The sequence below is a fragment of the Lentzea sp. CA-135723 genome, from assembly GCF_050936595.1.
GTDB lineage: Bacteria > Actinomycetota > Actinomycetes > Mycobacteriales > Pseudonocardiaceae > Lentzea.
In genome coordinates this window covers 2,356,617-2,372,105 of record NZ_JBNJMK010000001.1, presented here as the reverse complement: position 1 = coordinate 2,372,105, position 15,489 = coordinate 2,356,617, and the positions used below count along the sequence as shown (strand labels likewise).

Below are 15,489 nucleotides of genomic sequence, written 5' to 3'. Positions count from 1 at the left end.
CCATGCCCACCAACGGACCACGCGTGGACGGCATCGACCCCGCCGTCCTCGAAGCGCAACGCGCCTTCAACGCGGCGATCGCGCAGATGCCCCACCCGGACGTGCGCACGCCGGACGGTCTCGCCGAACTGCGCGCCGCCACCGCGAACAACCCGGGAACGCCGCTGCTGACGCCCACCGACCGTCACATCACCACTTCCTCCGGCACGATCCGTCTGCGCGTGTTCGTCCCGGAACGGCCGCGCGCGGTGCTGTACCGCGTCCACGGCGGGGGATGGGCGGCCGGCGCGCCCGAGGACGACGACGTGCTCAACGCGCTCATCGCCCAGGGCACCGGGACCGTCGTGGTGAGCCCCGACTACCGGCTGGCACCGGAAGTGACTGCCGTGGACCAGATCCAGGACGTGGTCGACGGCGCTCGGTGGCTCGATCGGCACGCCCGAGCCGAGTTCGGCACGGACACCCTGCTCCTCGGCGGCATCTCCGCGGGCGCCCACCTCGCGGTGGCGGCCCTGCTCGCCTTGCGGGACAACGACGATCCGGCGTTCGGGAAGTTCGCCGGCGTGCTGCTCGACTCGGGCCCCTACGACCTGGGCCTGTCGCCCAGCGCGGCGGCCGCGACCGAGCAGACGCTGGTGCTGACCCGGTCCTGGCTGGACGGTCTGCTCGACCTCGCGCTGCCCGGCCACACCACGGCGCAGCGCCGCATCCCCGCACTGTCACCGGTACTGGCCGATCTCACCGGCCTGCCGCCGACCCTGCTCACCGTCGGCGAGCTCGACCCGCTGCTCGACGACTCGATCCTGTTCGCCGCCCGTCTTCGCCTGGCAGGAGCCGAAGCCGACCTCGACGTGTGGCCGGAGGGCGCGCACGCGTTCACCAACATGGCGACACCGCTCAGCGAGCTCGCCGCCGGCCGCACCACCGCGTGGATCAACGCCGTCCTCGCCCGCGTGCCGCAGGACGACCCCGCGAGCGTGGTGCACGGCTTCGTGGAGGAGGTCCTCAACGGCGGTGACATCGACGCCGTCGACCGGTTCTGGCACCAGGACCTGCGGTGGCACGCCGGAAGTCTCGGCGAGCTGCACGGCGTCGAGGACTACCGGGCGGCGCTGCGGGCCGCGGCCGGCGGCGCGTTCACGGGCATGCACCTGACGGTCCACGACACGCTGGTCGACGGCGGCACCGTCGTGCTGCGGTTCACCAACAGCGGCACGCACGACGGCCCGTTCCTGGGTGTCGAGGCGACGGGCAAGCACGCCGCGTGGGACGGGATCGGCATCTACGAGGTGCGCGACGGCAAGATCGCCGAAGCGTGGTTCGGCGAGGACGTCCTGGGCATGCTGCTGCAGCTCGGCGCGGTCTCGCTGCCCGGCGGGTTTGTCGAATGAACGTTCACTAGGGATAGTGGTGCCGTGCGGACCCGCGACCCCGAACGCAAACGGCAGCAGCTCCTCGAAGGCGCGCTCGCCGAGTTCGCCGAGCACGGCATCGGCGGCGCGCGCGTGGACCGCATCGCGACCAGGGCGGGCGTGAGCGCGGGTCTCGTCTACTCGTTCTACGAGAACAAGGAGGGCCTGTTCGAGGCCGTCTACGACGCCATCGCCGAGCAGGCCGTGTCCGAGATCCCGATCGACGCCGACAACCTCCCGGAGTACGCGGGCGCCCTGTACGACGCCGGTCTGCGCCACCCCGAGGTGATGCGGTTCGTCGCCTGGTACACCCTCGAACGCGCGGGCTCCGGTCAGCCGGCCCGCCCGGTCGTCACCAAGTCCATGGCGGACAAGGCCGCGGCCATCGAGGAGGCGCAACGCCGCGGCGTCGTGACCGCGGACCGGACCGCCGCCGAGCTGCTCGCCCTCGTGCTCAGCCTCGCGAACATGTGGCAGCTGCAAGGCGAGGACGTGCGCGATCTGGTGCCGGTGGGCGAGCGCCGCCGGGTCGTCGTCGACGCGGTACGGCAACTGGTCACGCCCTGACCCAGGCAGGGTTCGGCCCGGCGGCTGTCCGGGTGGTTTCTCCTCGCCCAACCAGGCGCTGGGTTGGTTGCCCATTGACAGACCTCGATCGGCCTCGACAGGCTGCACCTCCCTGTGATCGGAAGGTGGCGCTTGTCGTGAAACTCCGTTTCGTCCTACCGGTGCTCTCCCTGCTGCTCGGTGTCGTGGCCGCCCCGGCCGCGGCGCAGGCCGACCCCTCGGCGGCCGATGCCTGCTACACCTGGGGGCGCACGCTGTCGCAAGGCTCGTCGGGCGAGGACGTCCGGCAGCTGCAGATCCGCGTGGCCGGCTATCCCGGCTACGGTGCCGTGCTCGCCATCGACGGGCAGTTCGGGGCCGGTACGAAGGCGGCGGTGACGCGGTTCCAGCAGGCGTACGGTCTCGGCGCGGACGGCATCGCAGGGCCCGCCACGTTCTCGAAGCTGTACGCGTTGCAGGACAACGACTGCACGCCGGTCAACTTCTCCTACGACGAGCTGAACAACTGCAACTCCGACTGGTCGGGCGGCAACGTCTCGGCTGCGACGGCGCGCGCCAACGCCCTGGTGTCCATGTGGAAGCTGCAGGCCATGCGGCACGCCATGGGAGACAGGCCGATCGACGTCAACGGCGGCTTCCGCAGCGTCTCGTGCAACAACGCCGTCGGCGGCGCCGCCGGCAGTCGTCACCTGTACGGCGACGCCGTGGACCTGGGGGCCGGGCCGCAGGGGTTCTGCGCGCTCGCGAAGCAGGCTCGCAACCACGGCTTCAACGAGATCCTCGGGCCGGGGTACACCGGTCACAACGACCACGTGCACGTCGCGCACAAGTCGTCGCGCTTCTGGTCGGCGCCCAGCTGCGGCGTGTCCTGACCGGCGCGGTGCGGGGCCGTGGTGATCGCGGCCCCGCACCGACGGCGACCATTGGCGAAGAAACTCCGCAATAGTGGACAGAGCGAGGCCTGTTTGTGGTCGCGTGCCGTTCGTCCCAGCACAAAGATCGGATTCACTGAAAAGGCCTAGTGATCTCGCTCCTGACGGCAAGTACAGTGCTTTACCTGCGATTGCGGGGGAAGCCATGCAGGGGTGGTTACCGGTTTTGGCCAGTGCTCTGGCTGCGATTGCCTCGATGGCATCGGCCGCCACGGCGTTGTTCGTCGCGCGAATGCAGCGGCGCAAGAGCACGGCGGACGCGTTCCTGCACCTGTCGGCACGTTTTGAGCTGCCGGAGTTCCGCCGGTACCGGGTGACGATCTACCGGCTCGACCGCGAGCGGTATGACAGCTGGGCGGAGGAAGAGAAAGAGGCGGTGGACGCCTGGTGCGCTCACATCGACCTCATCGCGGTGCTGACGCTGGCGGGTCAGCTCGACCGGCTGTCGCTGCTCAACATGTACGGCGACGTCATCATGCGCACGCTCTACCAGATCGCGCCGTACTGCAACGCGCAGATCAAGCATCGCGGCGGGCAGTTCCTGCTGCCCGCTCGGCAGTTCACGTCCGAGATGGTGCTGCTCTGGCGGCGGCAGGCCGCGAAGAAGCGGTACCCGCTGACCATCGGGTTCCCGTCGCAACCCATGATCAAAGCCAATCCGGACCTGTTCGACAGCGACGACCACATCGCCGATTTCCGGATCGACGGCGTCACCCAGCGGTCAGGGCGTGCCCAAGCGAGCTGGGTTGGACCTCGGCGAGGCTTGTGACCACTCGGTCGGCGTGCCGCAGTGCCGCCGAGGCGTGGGTCGAGGTCACCGCGATGCAGCGCATGCCCGCGGCTCTCGCGGCGGCCACCCCGCTGGGCGAGTCCTCGATCACCACGCACTCGCGGGGTGGACGGCCGAGCAGGTCGGCGGCGAGCAGGAACGGCTCCGGCGACGGCTTGCCCTCGACGACGTCCTCACTGGTGACGATGACGTCGAACGCCTCGTTCAGCTCGAGGTGCTTCAGCGCGAGCTCGACCTCGCCGCGGCTCGAACTCGTGACCAGGGCGAGCGCGTGTCCCGTCGAGCGCAGCGTGCGCACGAGCGCTACCGCCACCTCGTAGCCCTGCAGGTTCGTGTCCGCCAGCAGGCGGTACGTCTGAGCCTTGACGGTCAGCAGCTGATCGGGCGTGGCGGTCGTGCCGGCGTGCTCCCGCAGGTAGCCCGTGAATCCGGCAAGGTCGGTCTTGCCGGCGAAGTGGCGCAGGTACGTGCCGTGATCGAGCGGCAGCCGCCACTGGGCCAATGCCGTGCGAAAGGCCTCCTCGTGCAACGCTTCGTCGTCGACCAGCACGCCGTTCATGTCGAAGAGCACCGCCAATTTCACGGTGCGATTTTACCTCATCGGTCAATTTGATGTCCTGCGCGCATTGTTCGATCGAATGGGCGTCCATTTTCGTGCGCGGCGCCGGTGGGCGGCGGACGTGACGCTTGAACGGGATCGCCGTCGAGTCCGTAGGTCTTGATGGAGAGCGTGAAAGAACAGGAGGAGGTCCGGTGCCGGGACGAAGTGCTGCCGTGCTCGTCGTGCTCCTGCTCGTGGGCGCCTGCACGGCGAGCCCGGAGACCACACCCGAGCCCGCCGGGTTCGCCGACGCCCTGCCGGGACCGAAGATGGAGCTCCAGGTCGTGGAGGCGCCGGGCCTCGGCGAGGTCCTCGCCGACCACCAGCAGTTCACCCTGTACCGCTACGAGCAGGACGAGACCGACCCGCCGCGGTCCACCTGCGTCGCGCTGGACTGCACGCTGAAGTGGGTGCCGCTGATGGCGGCCGAGGTGCAGCGGACGACGGGCTTCGACGCCGGTCTGCTCGGCATCGTCGACCGGCCGGAGGGCACGAAGCAGGTGACGCTGAACGGGCACCCGCTCTACCGCTACGTCGACGACGAGCAGGCGGGCGACGCGAAGGGCGACGGCCTGGGCGGGGTGTGGTTCGCCGTCGGTCCTCGCGGGGAGAAGGCGCGGGGCTGAGTCTCAGTCGCCGGACCAGGGGCGCGGCCGGGGCAGCCAGCCGGGGACGGCGGCCCGGTAGCGTTCGTACTGGGCGCCGAAGTCGCGCAGCAGCACGGGTTCCTCGTGCCAGCGGACCATCGCGGCGAACGCGAGGGTCACCACCGCCGCGTACCCGAGCAGGATCCACTGGCCGAAGAGCAGCGCCTGTCCCAGGATCAGCGACAACACGGCCAGGTACATGGGGTTGCGCACGTACCGGTAGAGGCCGCCGACCACCAGCCGGTCCGGTGGGGCGATCGGCGCGGGCGTGCCGAAGCCCTCCGAGACGAACCGGGCGAACGCCGAGACCAGCACGACGAGCGCCGCCGCCAGCAGCACCACGCCTGCCACGCGCGCCGGGAGCCAGAACGGCTCGAAGCGCCAGCGCGTGAGCAGCCACGGGATCAGCCCCGCCACCCCGCCCGGAGCGATCACGAAGAACGCCGCCGAGCCCAACGCCGCCTTCTCGGTCTGCATGCCGCATGGCTTACCCCGCGAAAACCACCGCCGGTAGGCCTGGCGGTGGTTTCGGCGCGACTCTCACCTGGACGGACGAACGGCTACGCGGCCCGGCTCCGCAGGACGGTGAGCGCCTGGTCGGCGTGGACGTCGAACTTCAGCTCGCCGGTGACCACGTCGAGGATCCGGCGGTCGGTGTCGATGACGAACGTGCGTCGCTTGGCGTGCAGCGGGCTGAAGCGCCGCCACACGTCGAACTGCTTGGCCACGGCACCGTCCACGTCGGACAGCAGCGGGTAGTCGAAGGCGTTGGCGGTGGCGAACGCCCGTTGCTTGCTCACGGAGTCGGGGCTGATGCCGACCCGGTGGGCGCCGACCTCGGCGAACTCCTCCGCCAGGTCGCGGAAGTGGCAGCTCTCCTGGGTGCAGCCGCCGGAGGACGCCATCGGGTAGAAGAACAGCACGACCGGGCCGGTCTCCAGGAAGCCGGACAGCGTGCGGGGGTTGCCGTCGTGGTCGGGCAGCGTGAAGTCCGGAGCGGTGTCGCCTCGTTTCATGGTGGTGGTTCGGAGCCGGGGGGCCGGGCGGATTGGCGCCGGTGTTCAGAGCCACGAGCCGAGCGCCTTCAGGATGGTGGCGCGGTTGCGGGGCGCGGTGAGGGTGGCGACGGGCTCGCCGCCGGAGAACAGGATCAGCGTGGGGATGCTGAGGACCTGGTAGCGGACGGCGATGTCGGGGTTGGCGTCGATGTCGACCTTCACGACCGAGATCTTGTCCTGGTGTTCCTCGGCCAGGCTCGTGACGACCGGGCTGAGTTGCTTGCAGGGGCCGCACCAGGGCGCCCAGAAGTCGACCAGGACGGGCTTGTCCGCGGCCAGGACGGTGGTGTCGAAGGAGTCCGCGGTGACGTCGGTGAGCTGCATGGTGGTGTTCCTGATCAGCCGAAGGTGAAGGAGAAGGCCTGGACGCCGGAGCTCACGGTCGCGGTGAGCGAGCCGCCCTGGATCGTCGGCGTGGAGATGAGCTGGTAGGAGTTCGGGGTGCCGTCGACCTGGATGGTCGTGGTCTTGCCGTAGTCCTGGATCGTGACGGTTCCCTTGCCGGACAACACCATCCGCACTTCCTTGGCGCGGTAGTTGAGCTTGATCCGCCCGGACTCGCCGGTGGGCGTGATGGACTGGGTGTCGAGCTTCCAGGTGCCGTCCAGTGCGAAGCTGTCGGTGGCCTGGTTCTCGGGGAACTGGAAGGACTTCTCGCCGCTGGTGTACTCCTCGGTGCCGGCGAAGTTCACGCGCTTGGTGGAGCCGAGGTAGGTCTCCCGCGTGATGTCGGCGACGACCGGGGTGTCGTCCTGCAGTTCGGTGGCGGCCGGGAGCTGGACGCCGGGCTTGGCGTCGTTCAGCAACTGCCGGATGAGCTTCTCGGTGACCTTGTAGTCGCCCTCGCCGAACTTGATGTGCCGCACGGTTCCGGACGCGTCGATCAGGTAGTGGGCGGGCCAGTAGCGGTTGCGGTAGTTGGTCCAGGTGCCGAGGTTGTTGTCCAGGGCGACCGGGTAGGTGATGCCGAAGTTCTTGGCGGCCGCCTCGACGTTCGCGGGTTCCTTCTCGAACGCGTACTCGGGGGAGTGGACGCCGATGACCTGGAGCCCTGCGTCGCGGTAGGCCTTGTCCCAGGCGACGATGTGCGGGATGGAGCGCTGGCAGTTGATGCAGGAGTAGGCCCAGAAGTCGATCATCACGACCTTGCCCTGAAGGCCCTTCAGCTCCAGCGGCTGCGAGTTGACCCACTGCTGGATGCCGGTGAGATCCGGTGCGGTGCCACAGCTTTCCAGCTCGGGGGCGCCGTCGGAGCACTTGTCCAGGTCCTTGTTCTGGTCGTTGACCAGGCCGCCCAGGTTGAGCGCCCTCTTGACCTGCTCGGAGTTGTTCACCTTGTCCTGCAACGAAGCCGTGTAGTCGGGGATCGCGCGCTGGAGCAGCTGCGGCAGGTTGAACACCAGGCCGATCGCGAGCGCGATCATCACCACGCCCGCGGTGATGCGGATGCCGCGCTGGCGCTTGCGGAAGGCCTGCACCCGTTCGGCGACCCTGCGACCCGCGAGGGCGAAGATCAGCAGCGGGATCGCGGCACCGACGGCGAAGGTGAGGGTGAGCACGACGGTCTCGGTGCCGATGCGGCCGGTGGACCCGGCGACGGTGATGGCGGCGAGCACCGGGCCGGCGCACGGCACGTAGACGGCGCCGAGGGCGAGGCCGAGGGTGAAGCCGCCGCGGCTGGCGTCCGGGTTGCGTTGCGGGATCCAGGTGAAGGGCTTCTCCAGCAACTGCTCGAAGCGCGGCACGATCAGGCCGACGCCGATCAGCACGAGCACGACGATCCCGGCGTAGCGCAGCACGTCCTGCGGCAGGTTCAGGACCGACAGCAGGAGTGAGCCGAAGAGGGTGACGAGGCTGAAGCTGACGACGAGCCCCGCGATCACCAGGTAGGGCCGGCTGCGCGAGGCGGGTTTGGTCGCCAGCGCCACACCTGACCCCGTGTCCGTGCGGGCGCTTTGCGTGCCGCCGGAGAAGAAGATGACGGGAAGGACGGGGAGGATGCACGGCGAGATGCCGGTGACCAGACCGCCGATCAGACCGATCAGTGCGAGGGTCAGCATGGGGAGGCCCTACTCGGGTTGACGGAAGTGCGTGATGCCTGTGCTTCGGGGCCCGAGTCGTGGCGGATTGCCCACGTCGAAGAAGTTGTTGTCACGCGGACGGGTGAACGAGCGTTGCTGTCCATTGTGGACTTCGGGTCGTTCGCGCTGGTGGCGCTAGGTTCGCGAGCTCTTTGGTAACGGGTCGATAACCGCACCCATCCGTTCGGCGAGGGGTGGCGAATCACCGGCAGCAACTGCTCGATCACCCCTTGGAGATGTCCCGTCATGAACAAGTCCGTCCGCAACACCGTCCTGGCCATCGGCGCCGCCTCGCTCGCCCTGTTCGGCGCGGCGTGCGGCTCGGCTGACACGGCCAGCAGCGGCAGCTCCAGCACCGCCGCCGCACCGACCACCACGTCGTCGTCCGCCGCCATGGCCGACCCGGCCAAGGACCTCGTCGGCCCCGGTTGTGCCGACTACGCGAAGCAGGTTCCGTCCGGCGCCGGCTCGGTCGCGGGCATGGCCGCCGACCCGGTCGCCGTGGCGGCGAGCAACAACCCGCTGCTCAAGACCCTGGTCGACGCCGTCTCCGGCAAGCTCAACCCGAAGGTCAACCTCGTCTCGACGCTGAACGGCGCCGAGTTCACCGTCTTCGCACCGGTGGACTCCGCCTTCGCCAAGATCGACGCCGCGACGATCGAGAAGCTCAAGACCGACGACGCCCTGCTGACCAAGATCCTGACCTACCACGTCGTCCCCGGCCAGATCTCGCCCGACAAGATCGCCGGCGACCAGAAGACCGTCGAGACCGGCGTCGTCAAGGTCACCGGTTCCGGCAACGCGCTCAAGGTGAACGACGCGAACGTGATCTGCGGCGGCGTGCACACCGCCAACGCCACCGTCTACCTCATCGACTCGGTCCTGCTCCCCGCCTGACATCTCCCGGGAGGCAGTACCGCGACTCCGGGAACCGCGCCTCGCGTGCGGTTCCCGGAGTTTTCGATGAGTTTCCGGCGTTCGATCCGTACACACCGGCATGACCGAAGAAATCCGTGCCGCCATCGCGGCGGAACGTCGTGACCAGGCAGAGCTCCTCAGCGGGCTGACCGAGGAGCAGTGGCGGGCGCCGAGCCTGTGCGAAGGGTGGACGGTGAAGCACGTCGTCGCCCACACGACGCTGCCGTTCCGCTCGTCCGGCAAGCGGGTGCTGTGGGAGATGCTCAAGTCGGCCGGGCGCTTCAACCACGCCTCCGACCGCATGGCCCGCGCGGACGCGCTGCTGTCCACGAGCGAGTTGCTGGCCTCGCTGAAGAACAACGCCGACCACCCGTGGACGCCGCCCGGTGGCGGTCCGGCGGGCGCGCTCAGCCACGACGTCATCCACGGCCTCGACATCACCGTCGCGCTGGGACTCGGCCGGGTGGTGCCGCACGACCGGCTCGGCATGGTGCTCGCCGGCATGAAGCCCGCCAACGTCAGGTACTTCGGCGCCGACCTCGACGGCAAGCGGCTGGAGGCGACGGACCTGGACTGGGCGTTCGGCGACGGCGCGACGGTCGTCAGGGCGCCAGCGCAGGAGCTGCTCCTGCTGGTCTGCGGGCGGAGGCTCAGCTGACCGAGGCGCGCACCTGGGACGTCGCCTCGATCGTGGCCGCCAGGAAACGGGCGACCACGGCTCGTTCCTGCGCGGTCATCGAACCCCAGGCCGCCGCGTAGCCGCGGGCCAGCGGCGCGAAGAAGTGCGCGGCCAGTTCGGTGGCGGCGGTGAGGACGTGCAGCTCCACCCGGCGGCGGTCGTCCGGTGCCCGTTCGCGCACCACGTGACCCGCGCGTTCCAGCCGGTCGAGGACCGAGGTGGTGGCCGAGGCGCTCAGGTTCAGCGCCTTGGCCAGCGTGCCGGGGGTCATGGGTTCGGTCATGATGAGGTTCAGCGCTGTCATGTCGGTGGGATGCAACTCGTGGGCCGCGCTGAAGATCTCCAGGAACCGGTTCGACTCCATCACCAGCTCGCGCAGCATCATGCTCAGGTCGTGGTCGGTTGCATCGCTCACGATCACAGCTTACTGTTTCGACCATCGAAACGTTCGACGATCGAAGGAATGGCTGATGCGCGTCCTCGCCGGGGTACTGCTCGTCGTCTGGCTGGCCCTGGGTGGCTTCACCGGGCCGTACGCGGGCAAGTTGTCGCAGGTGGCGGAGAACGACAGCAGTGCGTTCCTGCCCAACTCGGCCGAGTCCACCCAGGTCGCCGAGCTGCAGAAGAAGTTCCAGCGGGAGAACGCGATCCCGGCGATCGTCGTGGTCGAACGGTCCGGGGGACTGACCGAAGAGGACCGGAAGTACCTCGCCGACCAGGCGAAGGGGTTCCAGGCCTCACCGGTGATCCCGGCGCCGGACGGCAACGAGGCAGCGCAGCTCGTGGTGCTGCTGGACCCGGCCAAGGACGTCAAGGACTCGGTGTTCCAGCTCCGGGACTCGACGCGCGGCGCTCCGCAGGGGCTGACCGTGCTGGTCACGGGGCCGGCGGCGCAGGTCGCGGACCTCGTGGAGGCGTTCGGCGGGATCGACGGGCTGCTGCTGATCGTCGCGGGCGCCGTGGTCGCGTTGATCCTGCTGGTGGTCTACCGGAGCCCGCTGCTGCCGGTCGTGGTGCTGGTGTCGGCGGTGTTCGCGCTCGGGCTCGCCAGCTTCGTGGTGTACCTGTTGGCGGACAACGACATCCTGGCGTTGAACGGGCAGAGTCAGGGCATCCTGTCGATCCTCGTGTTCGGCGCCGCCACGGACTACGCGCTGCTGCTCGTGTCCCGGTTCCGCGAGGAGCTGCGGGACACCCAGGACAAGTTCGCGTCCATCCGCACGGCCTGGCGCGGCACGATCGAACCCATCGGGGCGTCGGCCGGCACGGTCATCCTGGGCGTGCTGTGCCTGCTGTTCAGCGACCTCGACTCCAACAAGGGCCTCGGGCCCGTCGCGGCCATCGGCATCGGCGCCGCGCTGCTGACCACCATGACGTTCCTGCCCGCTGTGCTCGCGCTGCTGGGACGCGCGGCGTTCTGGCCGTTCGCGCCGAAGTTCGGGTCCCCGCACCCCGAGACCAGCGGGCTGTGGGGCCGGGTCGCGACGTTCGTGCGCACCAAGCCGCGGGCGATCTGGATCGTCACGACCATCGTGCTGCTCGTCGGGGCCGCGTTCCTGCCGCAGCTCAAGGCGTCCGGCACGGCCCAGTCCGACGTGTTCCTCACCGACGTCGAGTCCGTTGCGGGACAGGAGGTCCTGTCGCGGCACTTCCCCGGCGGCACCGGGTCGCCGACCGTGATCATCGCCGCCGAGGGCAAGAGCGCCGAGGTCGTGCAGAGGGCCAAGGTGGACGGTGTCGCGGACGTGCGGCCGTCCGGTACCGCTGACGGGCTGGTGCGCATCGAGGCCACGCTGGAGGACGCGCCCGACTCCGACGCCGCCGTCGAGACGGTGCACCGGATCCGGGACGCCGTGCACCCGCTCGACGCCCAGGTCGGCGGGCAGACGGCGACGTTGCTCGACACCAGGACGACGTCCGAGCACGACCGGATGCTGATCATCCCGATCGTGCTGGTGGTGATCTTCCTGATCCTCGCGCTGCTGCTGCGGTCGTTGCTGGCGCCGTTGTTGCTGATCGGGACCGTGGTGCTGTCGTTCGCGGCGACGATGGGCGTGTCGGCGCTGGTGTTCAACCACGTCTTCGACTTCCCTGGCGCCGATCCCGTGGTGCCGTTGTTCGGGTTCGTGTTCCTGGTGGCGTTGGGCATCGACTACAACATCTTCCTGATGACTCGCGTACGTGAGGAGACACAACAACTCGGCACAGTGGAGGGAACGCTGCGAGGGCTCAGCCTCACCGGTGGCGTGATCACGTCCGCGGGTGTGGTGCTGGCGGCGACGTTCGCGGCGCTCGCGGTGCTGCCGATCCTGTTCCTCACGCAGATCGCGTTCATCGTGGCGTTCGGTGTCCTGCTCGACACGTTGCTGGTGCGGTCGTTGCTCGTGCCCGCGCTGTCGGTGGACATCGGCGGGCGCATCTGGTGGCCGTCCAAGCTGCGGTGAGTGAAGATTCCGGTCATGACCTACACGGCACGTCAGCTCAACCGCGCCACGCTCGACCGGCAGATGCTGCTCGGGCGTGAGCCGGTCGACCTGCTGACGGCCGTGGACCGGATCGTCGCGATCCAGGCGCAGGAACCGGCGTCGCCGTACCTCGCGCTGTGGAACCGGATCGAGGGCTTCGACCCCGCCGATCTGGACGAGGCGTTCGCGTCCGGGGTGGTCCGCAAGGCGTCGCTGATGCGGATCACCCTGCACGCCGTCGCGGCCGCCGACCACGAGGTGTTCCACCACGCGATGCTGCCCGCGCTGAGGGCGTCGCGGCTGTACGACAAGCGGTTCAAGTCCATGAACATCACGATCGAGCAGGCCGACGCGCTGCTCGAACATCTGCTGGAGTTCGCCGCCACGCCCCGGCAGAAGGCCGAGATCGAGGAGTTGCTGCACTCGCACGTCGGGGACGTCGGCGAGCCTGGGGTCTGGTGGGCGTTGCGGACCTACGGCGGGCTCGTGCACGCGCCGACGGGCGGGCCGTGGGCGTTCGGGCTGCGGCCCTCCTACCGGTCCGTCGTGACCGAGCCGCGCGAACGGATGGCGGCCGTCGCCGAGATGCTGCGGCGCTACCTCACCGGCTTCGGCCCGGCGACCGTGCTCGACATGAACCAGTTCAGCATGCTGCCGCGCACGACGATCCGCGAAGCGCTGGAGTTGCTGGACGTGGTGCGGAACGGCGACCACTACGACGTGCCGAACCGGACAATCCCGGACGAGGAGACGCCAGCGCCGCCGCGCCTGATGGCCATGTGGGACAGCACGTTGCTCGCCTACGCCGACCGGAGCCGGATCATCCCGGACGAATACCGCAAGGTCGTCATCCGCAACAACGGCGACACGCTGCCGACACTCCTGGTCGACGGCCACGTGGCCGGGGTGTGGCGCCCGACCGAGGCCGGAGACGTTGAGGTGACGGCGTTCCACGCCCTGGACGAGGAACAATGGGCGGGGATCGCGCTGGAGGCGACCGCTCTGCGCAAGCTGCTCGGCGAGCGCGAGCCGCAGGTGTACCGGCGCTATTCCCGGTGGTGGAGCGGCCTTCCGGCCCACGCCGTTCGTACTGTGTGAAAACGTCAAGATCCACAAAGGACCTGTGCGTGAGTCACTATTCCTCCACCCTGCATGGAGGAAAGTTCAATGTCTCTCACGAGAAAGCGCGTGCTGCCGGCGTTCGCCGCCGGTCTGCTCGCGGCCGGCGCGATCACCCTGCTCGGCGGTTCGCCCGCCGCGACCGCCGTCGGCTCCGTCGAATGCGCTGACACCCACGCCGACGAGCACTCGGCGGCGCGCGGTCGTCCTGGCAGCTCCGGCCACGACCGCAACGAGATCTCCGACGCCCAGGCCGCGCAGATGAACGCCGACCTGCGTGCGAAGGTCGTGGAGGCCAACCAGCGCGGCGGCGTCGCCGCACTGGCCGCCGGCGGCACGATCAACGTCGTCTGGCACGTCGTCACCACGACGTCGGGCAAGGGCGCGATCTCCGACGCCACCATCGCCAAGCAGCTCAAGGTCCTGAACGACGGGTTCGCGGGCGCCGAGTCGAGCGCCGCGGCGAACACCGGCTTCAAGTTCGTGACCCAGCAGACCAAGCGCTACACGAACAACACCTGGTTCAACGGCGGTGCGGACAACGCGACGACCGAGCGCCAGATGAAGACCCAGACCCGCGTCGGCACGGCCGCGACGCTCAACGTCTGGTTCGCGGACATCGACGGCTTCGGCTTCGCCACGTTCCCCAGCTGGTACAAGGGCGACCCGAAGATGGACGGCGTGGTCGTCGACTACGCCACCGTGCCCGGCGGCTCCGAGGTGAACTTCAACCTCGGCAAGACGGTCACGCACGAGGTCGGCCACTGGATGGGCCTCTGGCACACCTTCCAGGGCGGCTGCACGGCGACCAACGACGAGGTCGCCGACACCCCGGCGCAGACCAGCTCGACCTCGGGCTGCCCGGAAGGCCGTGACTCGTGCTCGCGGGCTGGTCTGGACCCGATCCACAACTACATGGACTACTCGTACGACGACTGCTACAACCAGTTCACGCCGGGCCAGAACACCCGGATCCAGAGCGCGTGGACGGCCTACCGCGCGGGCAAGTGAGCCGCGACTGAGCGGGCCCGATCCAGTTCCCGCCGACAACGGCCGGGGTTGGCGTCAGCGAGTTTCCTCGTGCAGTGCGAGGGACTCGCTGATCGCCGCCCCGGCTTTGTCGTCCGCGGTGCGCGAGCCGGCACCGGGAGGGGAGGCGTGCTCGATCGGCCGCCTCGTCCACGTGTTCGGTACCGCGGAGTTGACGAGCGGGGCGTGAGAGCGCTTCCATGGAGGTCCGCTGCCGCACGATCGTGACAGAGAGGTCATCGTCGTGGCTCGAAAACTCACGCGCGCCCTGCTCGGACTGGTGCTCGTGGTGCCGCTGAGCGGCATCGCCCAGGCAGCCGTCCCGCCCACCCCGCCAGGCTGGTCCCTGGCCTGGTCGGACGACTTCACCGGCGCGAACAACAGCGCCCCGAACAGCAACAACTGGATCGTCGACACCGGGCACGGCTACCCCGGCGGCCCCGGCAACTGGGGCACCGGCGAGATCCAGCGCTACACCAACGACCGCGCCAACCTCGCGCTCGACGGCTCCGGCAACCTGCGCATCACGCCGTTGCGGTCCGGGTCGGGCGAGTGGACGTCGGCCCGCATCGAGACCCGCCGCGCCAACTTCAAGGCGCCCGCCGGCGGTGTTCTGCGCATCGAGGGCCGCATCCAGATGCCGAACATCACCGGCACGCCCGCGCTCGGCTACTGGCCCGCGTTCTGGGCGTTGGGCGCGCCGTACCGCGGCAACTACTGGAACTGGCCGAGCATCGGCGAGTTCGACGTGATGGAGAACGTCAACGGCGTCAACTCCGTCTGGGGTGTGCTGCACTGCGGGGTCAACCCCGGCGGCCCGTGCAACGAGACCAACGGCCTCGGCGCGTCGCGGGCGTGTCCCGGCAGCAGCTGCCAGTCGGCGTTCCACACCTACCGCTTCGAGTGGGACCGCTCGGTCAGCCCGAACCAGCTGCGGTGGTACGTCGACGGCCAGCAGTTCCACACCGTGCGGCAGAACCAGATGGACGCCACGTCGTGGAACAACATGACCTCGCACCAGGGCTACTTCATCCTGCTGAACGTGGCGATGGGCGGCGCGTTCCCCAACGGCGTGGCGGGACGGACGACTCCCACCGCGCAGACCACGCCCGGCAGGCCGATGCTGGTGGACTACGTGGCGGTGTGGACCCGGCCGTAGGTGGCCGGGCTCGCGCCACGCCGCTGCGCCCC

General features: G+C 69.3%; 17 protein-coding genes. 11 read left to right on the top strand and 6 right to left on the bottom strand.

Annotated features, from left to right (window positions below):
• Positions 1 to 2: 2 nt before the first annotated feature.
• From ACQEU1_RS09770 to ACQEU1_RS09755, 4 genes are all read left to right on the top strand, one after another.
• A complete protein-coding gene (locus tag ACQEU1_RS09770; RefSeq protein WP_433198521.1) occupies positions 3 to 1,391 on the top strand; it encodes an alpha/beta hydrolase fold domain-containing protein in 1,389 nt (462 codons plus the stop codon).
• Positions 1,392 to 1,415: 24 nt separating this feature from the next.
• The gene (locus ACQEU1_RS09765; protein WP_433198519.1) at positions 1,416 to 1,979 is read left to right on the top strand and encodes a TetR family transcriptional regulator; all 564 of its coding nucleotides are present in this window, start codon (positions 1,416 to 1,418) and stop codon (positions 1,977 to 1,979) included.
• Between the two features lie 137 nt (positions 1,980 to 2,116).
• A complete protein-coding gene (locus ACQEU1_RS09760; RefSeq protein ID WP_433198517.1) occupies positions 2,117 to 2,851 on the top strand; it encodes a D-Ala-D-Ala carboxypeptidase family metallohydrolase in 735 nt (244 codons plus the stop codon).
• A 256-nt stretch (positions 2,852 to 3,107) separates the two neighbouring features.
• A complete protein-coding gene (locus tag ACQEU1_RS09755; RefSeq protein ID WP_433198515.1) occupies positions 3,108 to 3,680 on the top strand; it encodes a hypothetical protein in 573 nt (190 codons plus the stop codon).
• Here ACQEU1_RS09755 and ACQEU1_RS09750 read toward each other — a convergent pair.
• Positions 3,622 to 4,284, bottom strand: a complete 663-nt coding sequence (locus ACQEU1_RS09750) for an HAD family hydrolase (RefSeq protein ID WP_433198513.1) — start codon at positions 4,282 to 4,284, stop codon at positions 3,622 to 3,624. The two genes, ACQEU1_RS09755 and ACQEU1_RS09750, sit on opposite strands and share 59 nt — an antisense overlap.
• A 170-nt stretch (positions 4,285 to 4,454) precedes the next feature.
• On the opposite strand from ACQEU1_RS09750, the gene ACQEU1_RS09745 reads away from it, so the two are divergent.
• Complete coding sequence (locus ACQEU1_RS09745; protein ID WP_433198511.1) at positions 4,455 to 4,928, top strand: COG4315 family predicted lipoprotein; 474 nt, start codon at positions 4,455 to 4,457, stop codon at positions 4,926 to 4,928.
• Between the two features lie 3 nt (positions 4,929 to 4,931).
• On the opposite strand, the gene ACQEU1_RS09740 is transcribed toward ACQEU1_RS09745, so the two are convergent.
• From ACQEU1_RS09740 to ACQEU1_RS09725, 4 genes are all read right to left on the bottom strand, one after another.
• A complete protein-coding gene (locus tag ACQEU1_RS09740) occupies positions 4,932 to 5,426 on the bottom strand; it encodes a methyltransferase family protein (protein WP_433198509.1) in 495 nt (164 codons plus the stop codon).
• Between the two features lie 83 nt (positions 5,427 to 5,509).
• Complete coding sequence (locus ACQEU1_RS09735; RefSeq protein WP_433198507.1) at positions 5,510 to 5,965, bottom strand: peroxiredoxin; 456 nt, start codon at positions 5,963 to 5,965, stop codon at positions 5,510 to 5,512.
• A 45-nt stretch (positions 5,966 to 6,010) separates the two neighbouring features.
• Complete coding sequence (gene trxA, locus ACQEU1_RS09730) at positions 6,011 to 6,331, bottom strand: thioredoxin (protein ID WP_433198505.1); 321 nt, start codon at positions 6,329 to 6,331, stop codon at positions 6,011 to 6,013.
• A gap of 14 nt (positions 6,332 to 6,345) precedes the next feature.
• Positions 6,346 to 8,067 (bottom strand): cytochrome c biogenesis protein DipZ, encoded by a 1,722-nt coding sequence (locus ACQEU1_RS09725; protein WP_433198503.1) that lies wholly within the window; start codon positions 8,065 to 8,067, stop codon positions 6,346 to 6,348.
• A gap of 267 nt (positions 8,068 to 8,334) precedes the next feature.
• Between ACQEU1_RS09725 and ACQEU1_RS09720 the strand changes: the two genes are divergently transcribed.
• Together ACQEU1_RS09720 and ACQEU1_RS09715 are read left to right on the top strand one after the other, a co-directional pair.
• On the top strand, positions 8,335 to 8,985 hold the full coding sequence (locus ACQEU1_RS09720; RefSeq protein ID WP_433198501.1) for a fasciclin domain-containing protein: 651 nt from the start codon (positions 8,335 to 8,337) through the stop codon (positions 8,983 to 8,985).
• A gap of 100 nt (positions 8,986 to 9,085) precedes the next feature.
• The gene (locus ACQEU1_RS09715) at positions 9,086 to 9,664 is read left to right on the top strand and encodes a maleylpyruvate isomerase family mycothiol-dependent enzyme (RefSeq protein WP_433198499.1); all 579 of its coding nucleotides are present in this window, start codon (positions 9,086 to 9,088) and stop codon (positions 9,662 to 9,664) included.
• On the opposite strand, the gene ACQEU1_RS09710 is transcribed toward ACQEU1_RS09715, so the two are convergent.
• The gene (locus ACQEU1_RS09710) at positions 9,657 to 10,100 is read right to left on the bottom strand and encodes a MarR family winged helix-turn-helix transcriptional regulator (protein WP_433198497.1); all 444 of its coding nucleotides are present in this window, start codon (positions 10,098 to 10,100) and stop codon (positions 9,657 to 9,659) included. The genes ACQEU1_RS09715 and ACQEU1_RS09710 overlap by 8 nt on opposite strands.
• A 55-nt stretch (positions 10,101 to 10,155) precedes the next feature.
• Between ACQEU1_RS09710 and ACQEU1_RS09705 the strand changes: the two genes are divergently transcribed.
• From ACQEU1_RS09705 to ACQEU1_RS09690, 4 genes are all read left to right on the top strand, one after another.
• A complete protein-coding gene (locus ACQEU1_RS09705; RefSeq protein ID WP_433198495.1) occupies positions 10,156 to 12,129 on the top strand; it encodes an MMPL family transporter in 1,974 nt (657 codons plus the stop codon).
• Positions 12,130 to 13,248, top strand: a complete 1,119-nt coding sequence (locus ACQEU1_RS09700; RefSeq protein WP_433198493.1) for a winged helix DNA-binding domain-containing protein — start codon at positions 12,130 to 12,132, stop codon at positions 13,246 to 13,248. It abuts the gene before it with no gap.
• A 69-nt stretch (positions 13,249 to 13,317) separates the two neighbouring features.
• A complete protein-coding gene (locus ACQEU1_RS09695) occupies positions 13,318 to 14,280 on the top strand; it encodes a zinc metalloprotease (protein ID WP_433198491.1) in 963 nt (320 codons plus the stop codon).
• Positions 14,281 to 14,542: 262 nt separating this feature from the next.
• A complete protein-coding gene (locus ACQEU1_RS09690) occupies positions 14,543 to 15,457 on the top strand; it encodes a glycoside hydrolase family 16 protein (RefSeq protein ID WP_433198489.1) in 915 nt (304 codons plus the stop codon).
• The last annotated feature ends 32 nt before the right edge of the window (positions 15,458 to 15,489 follow it).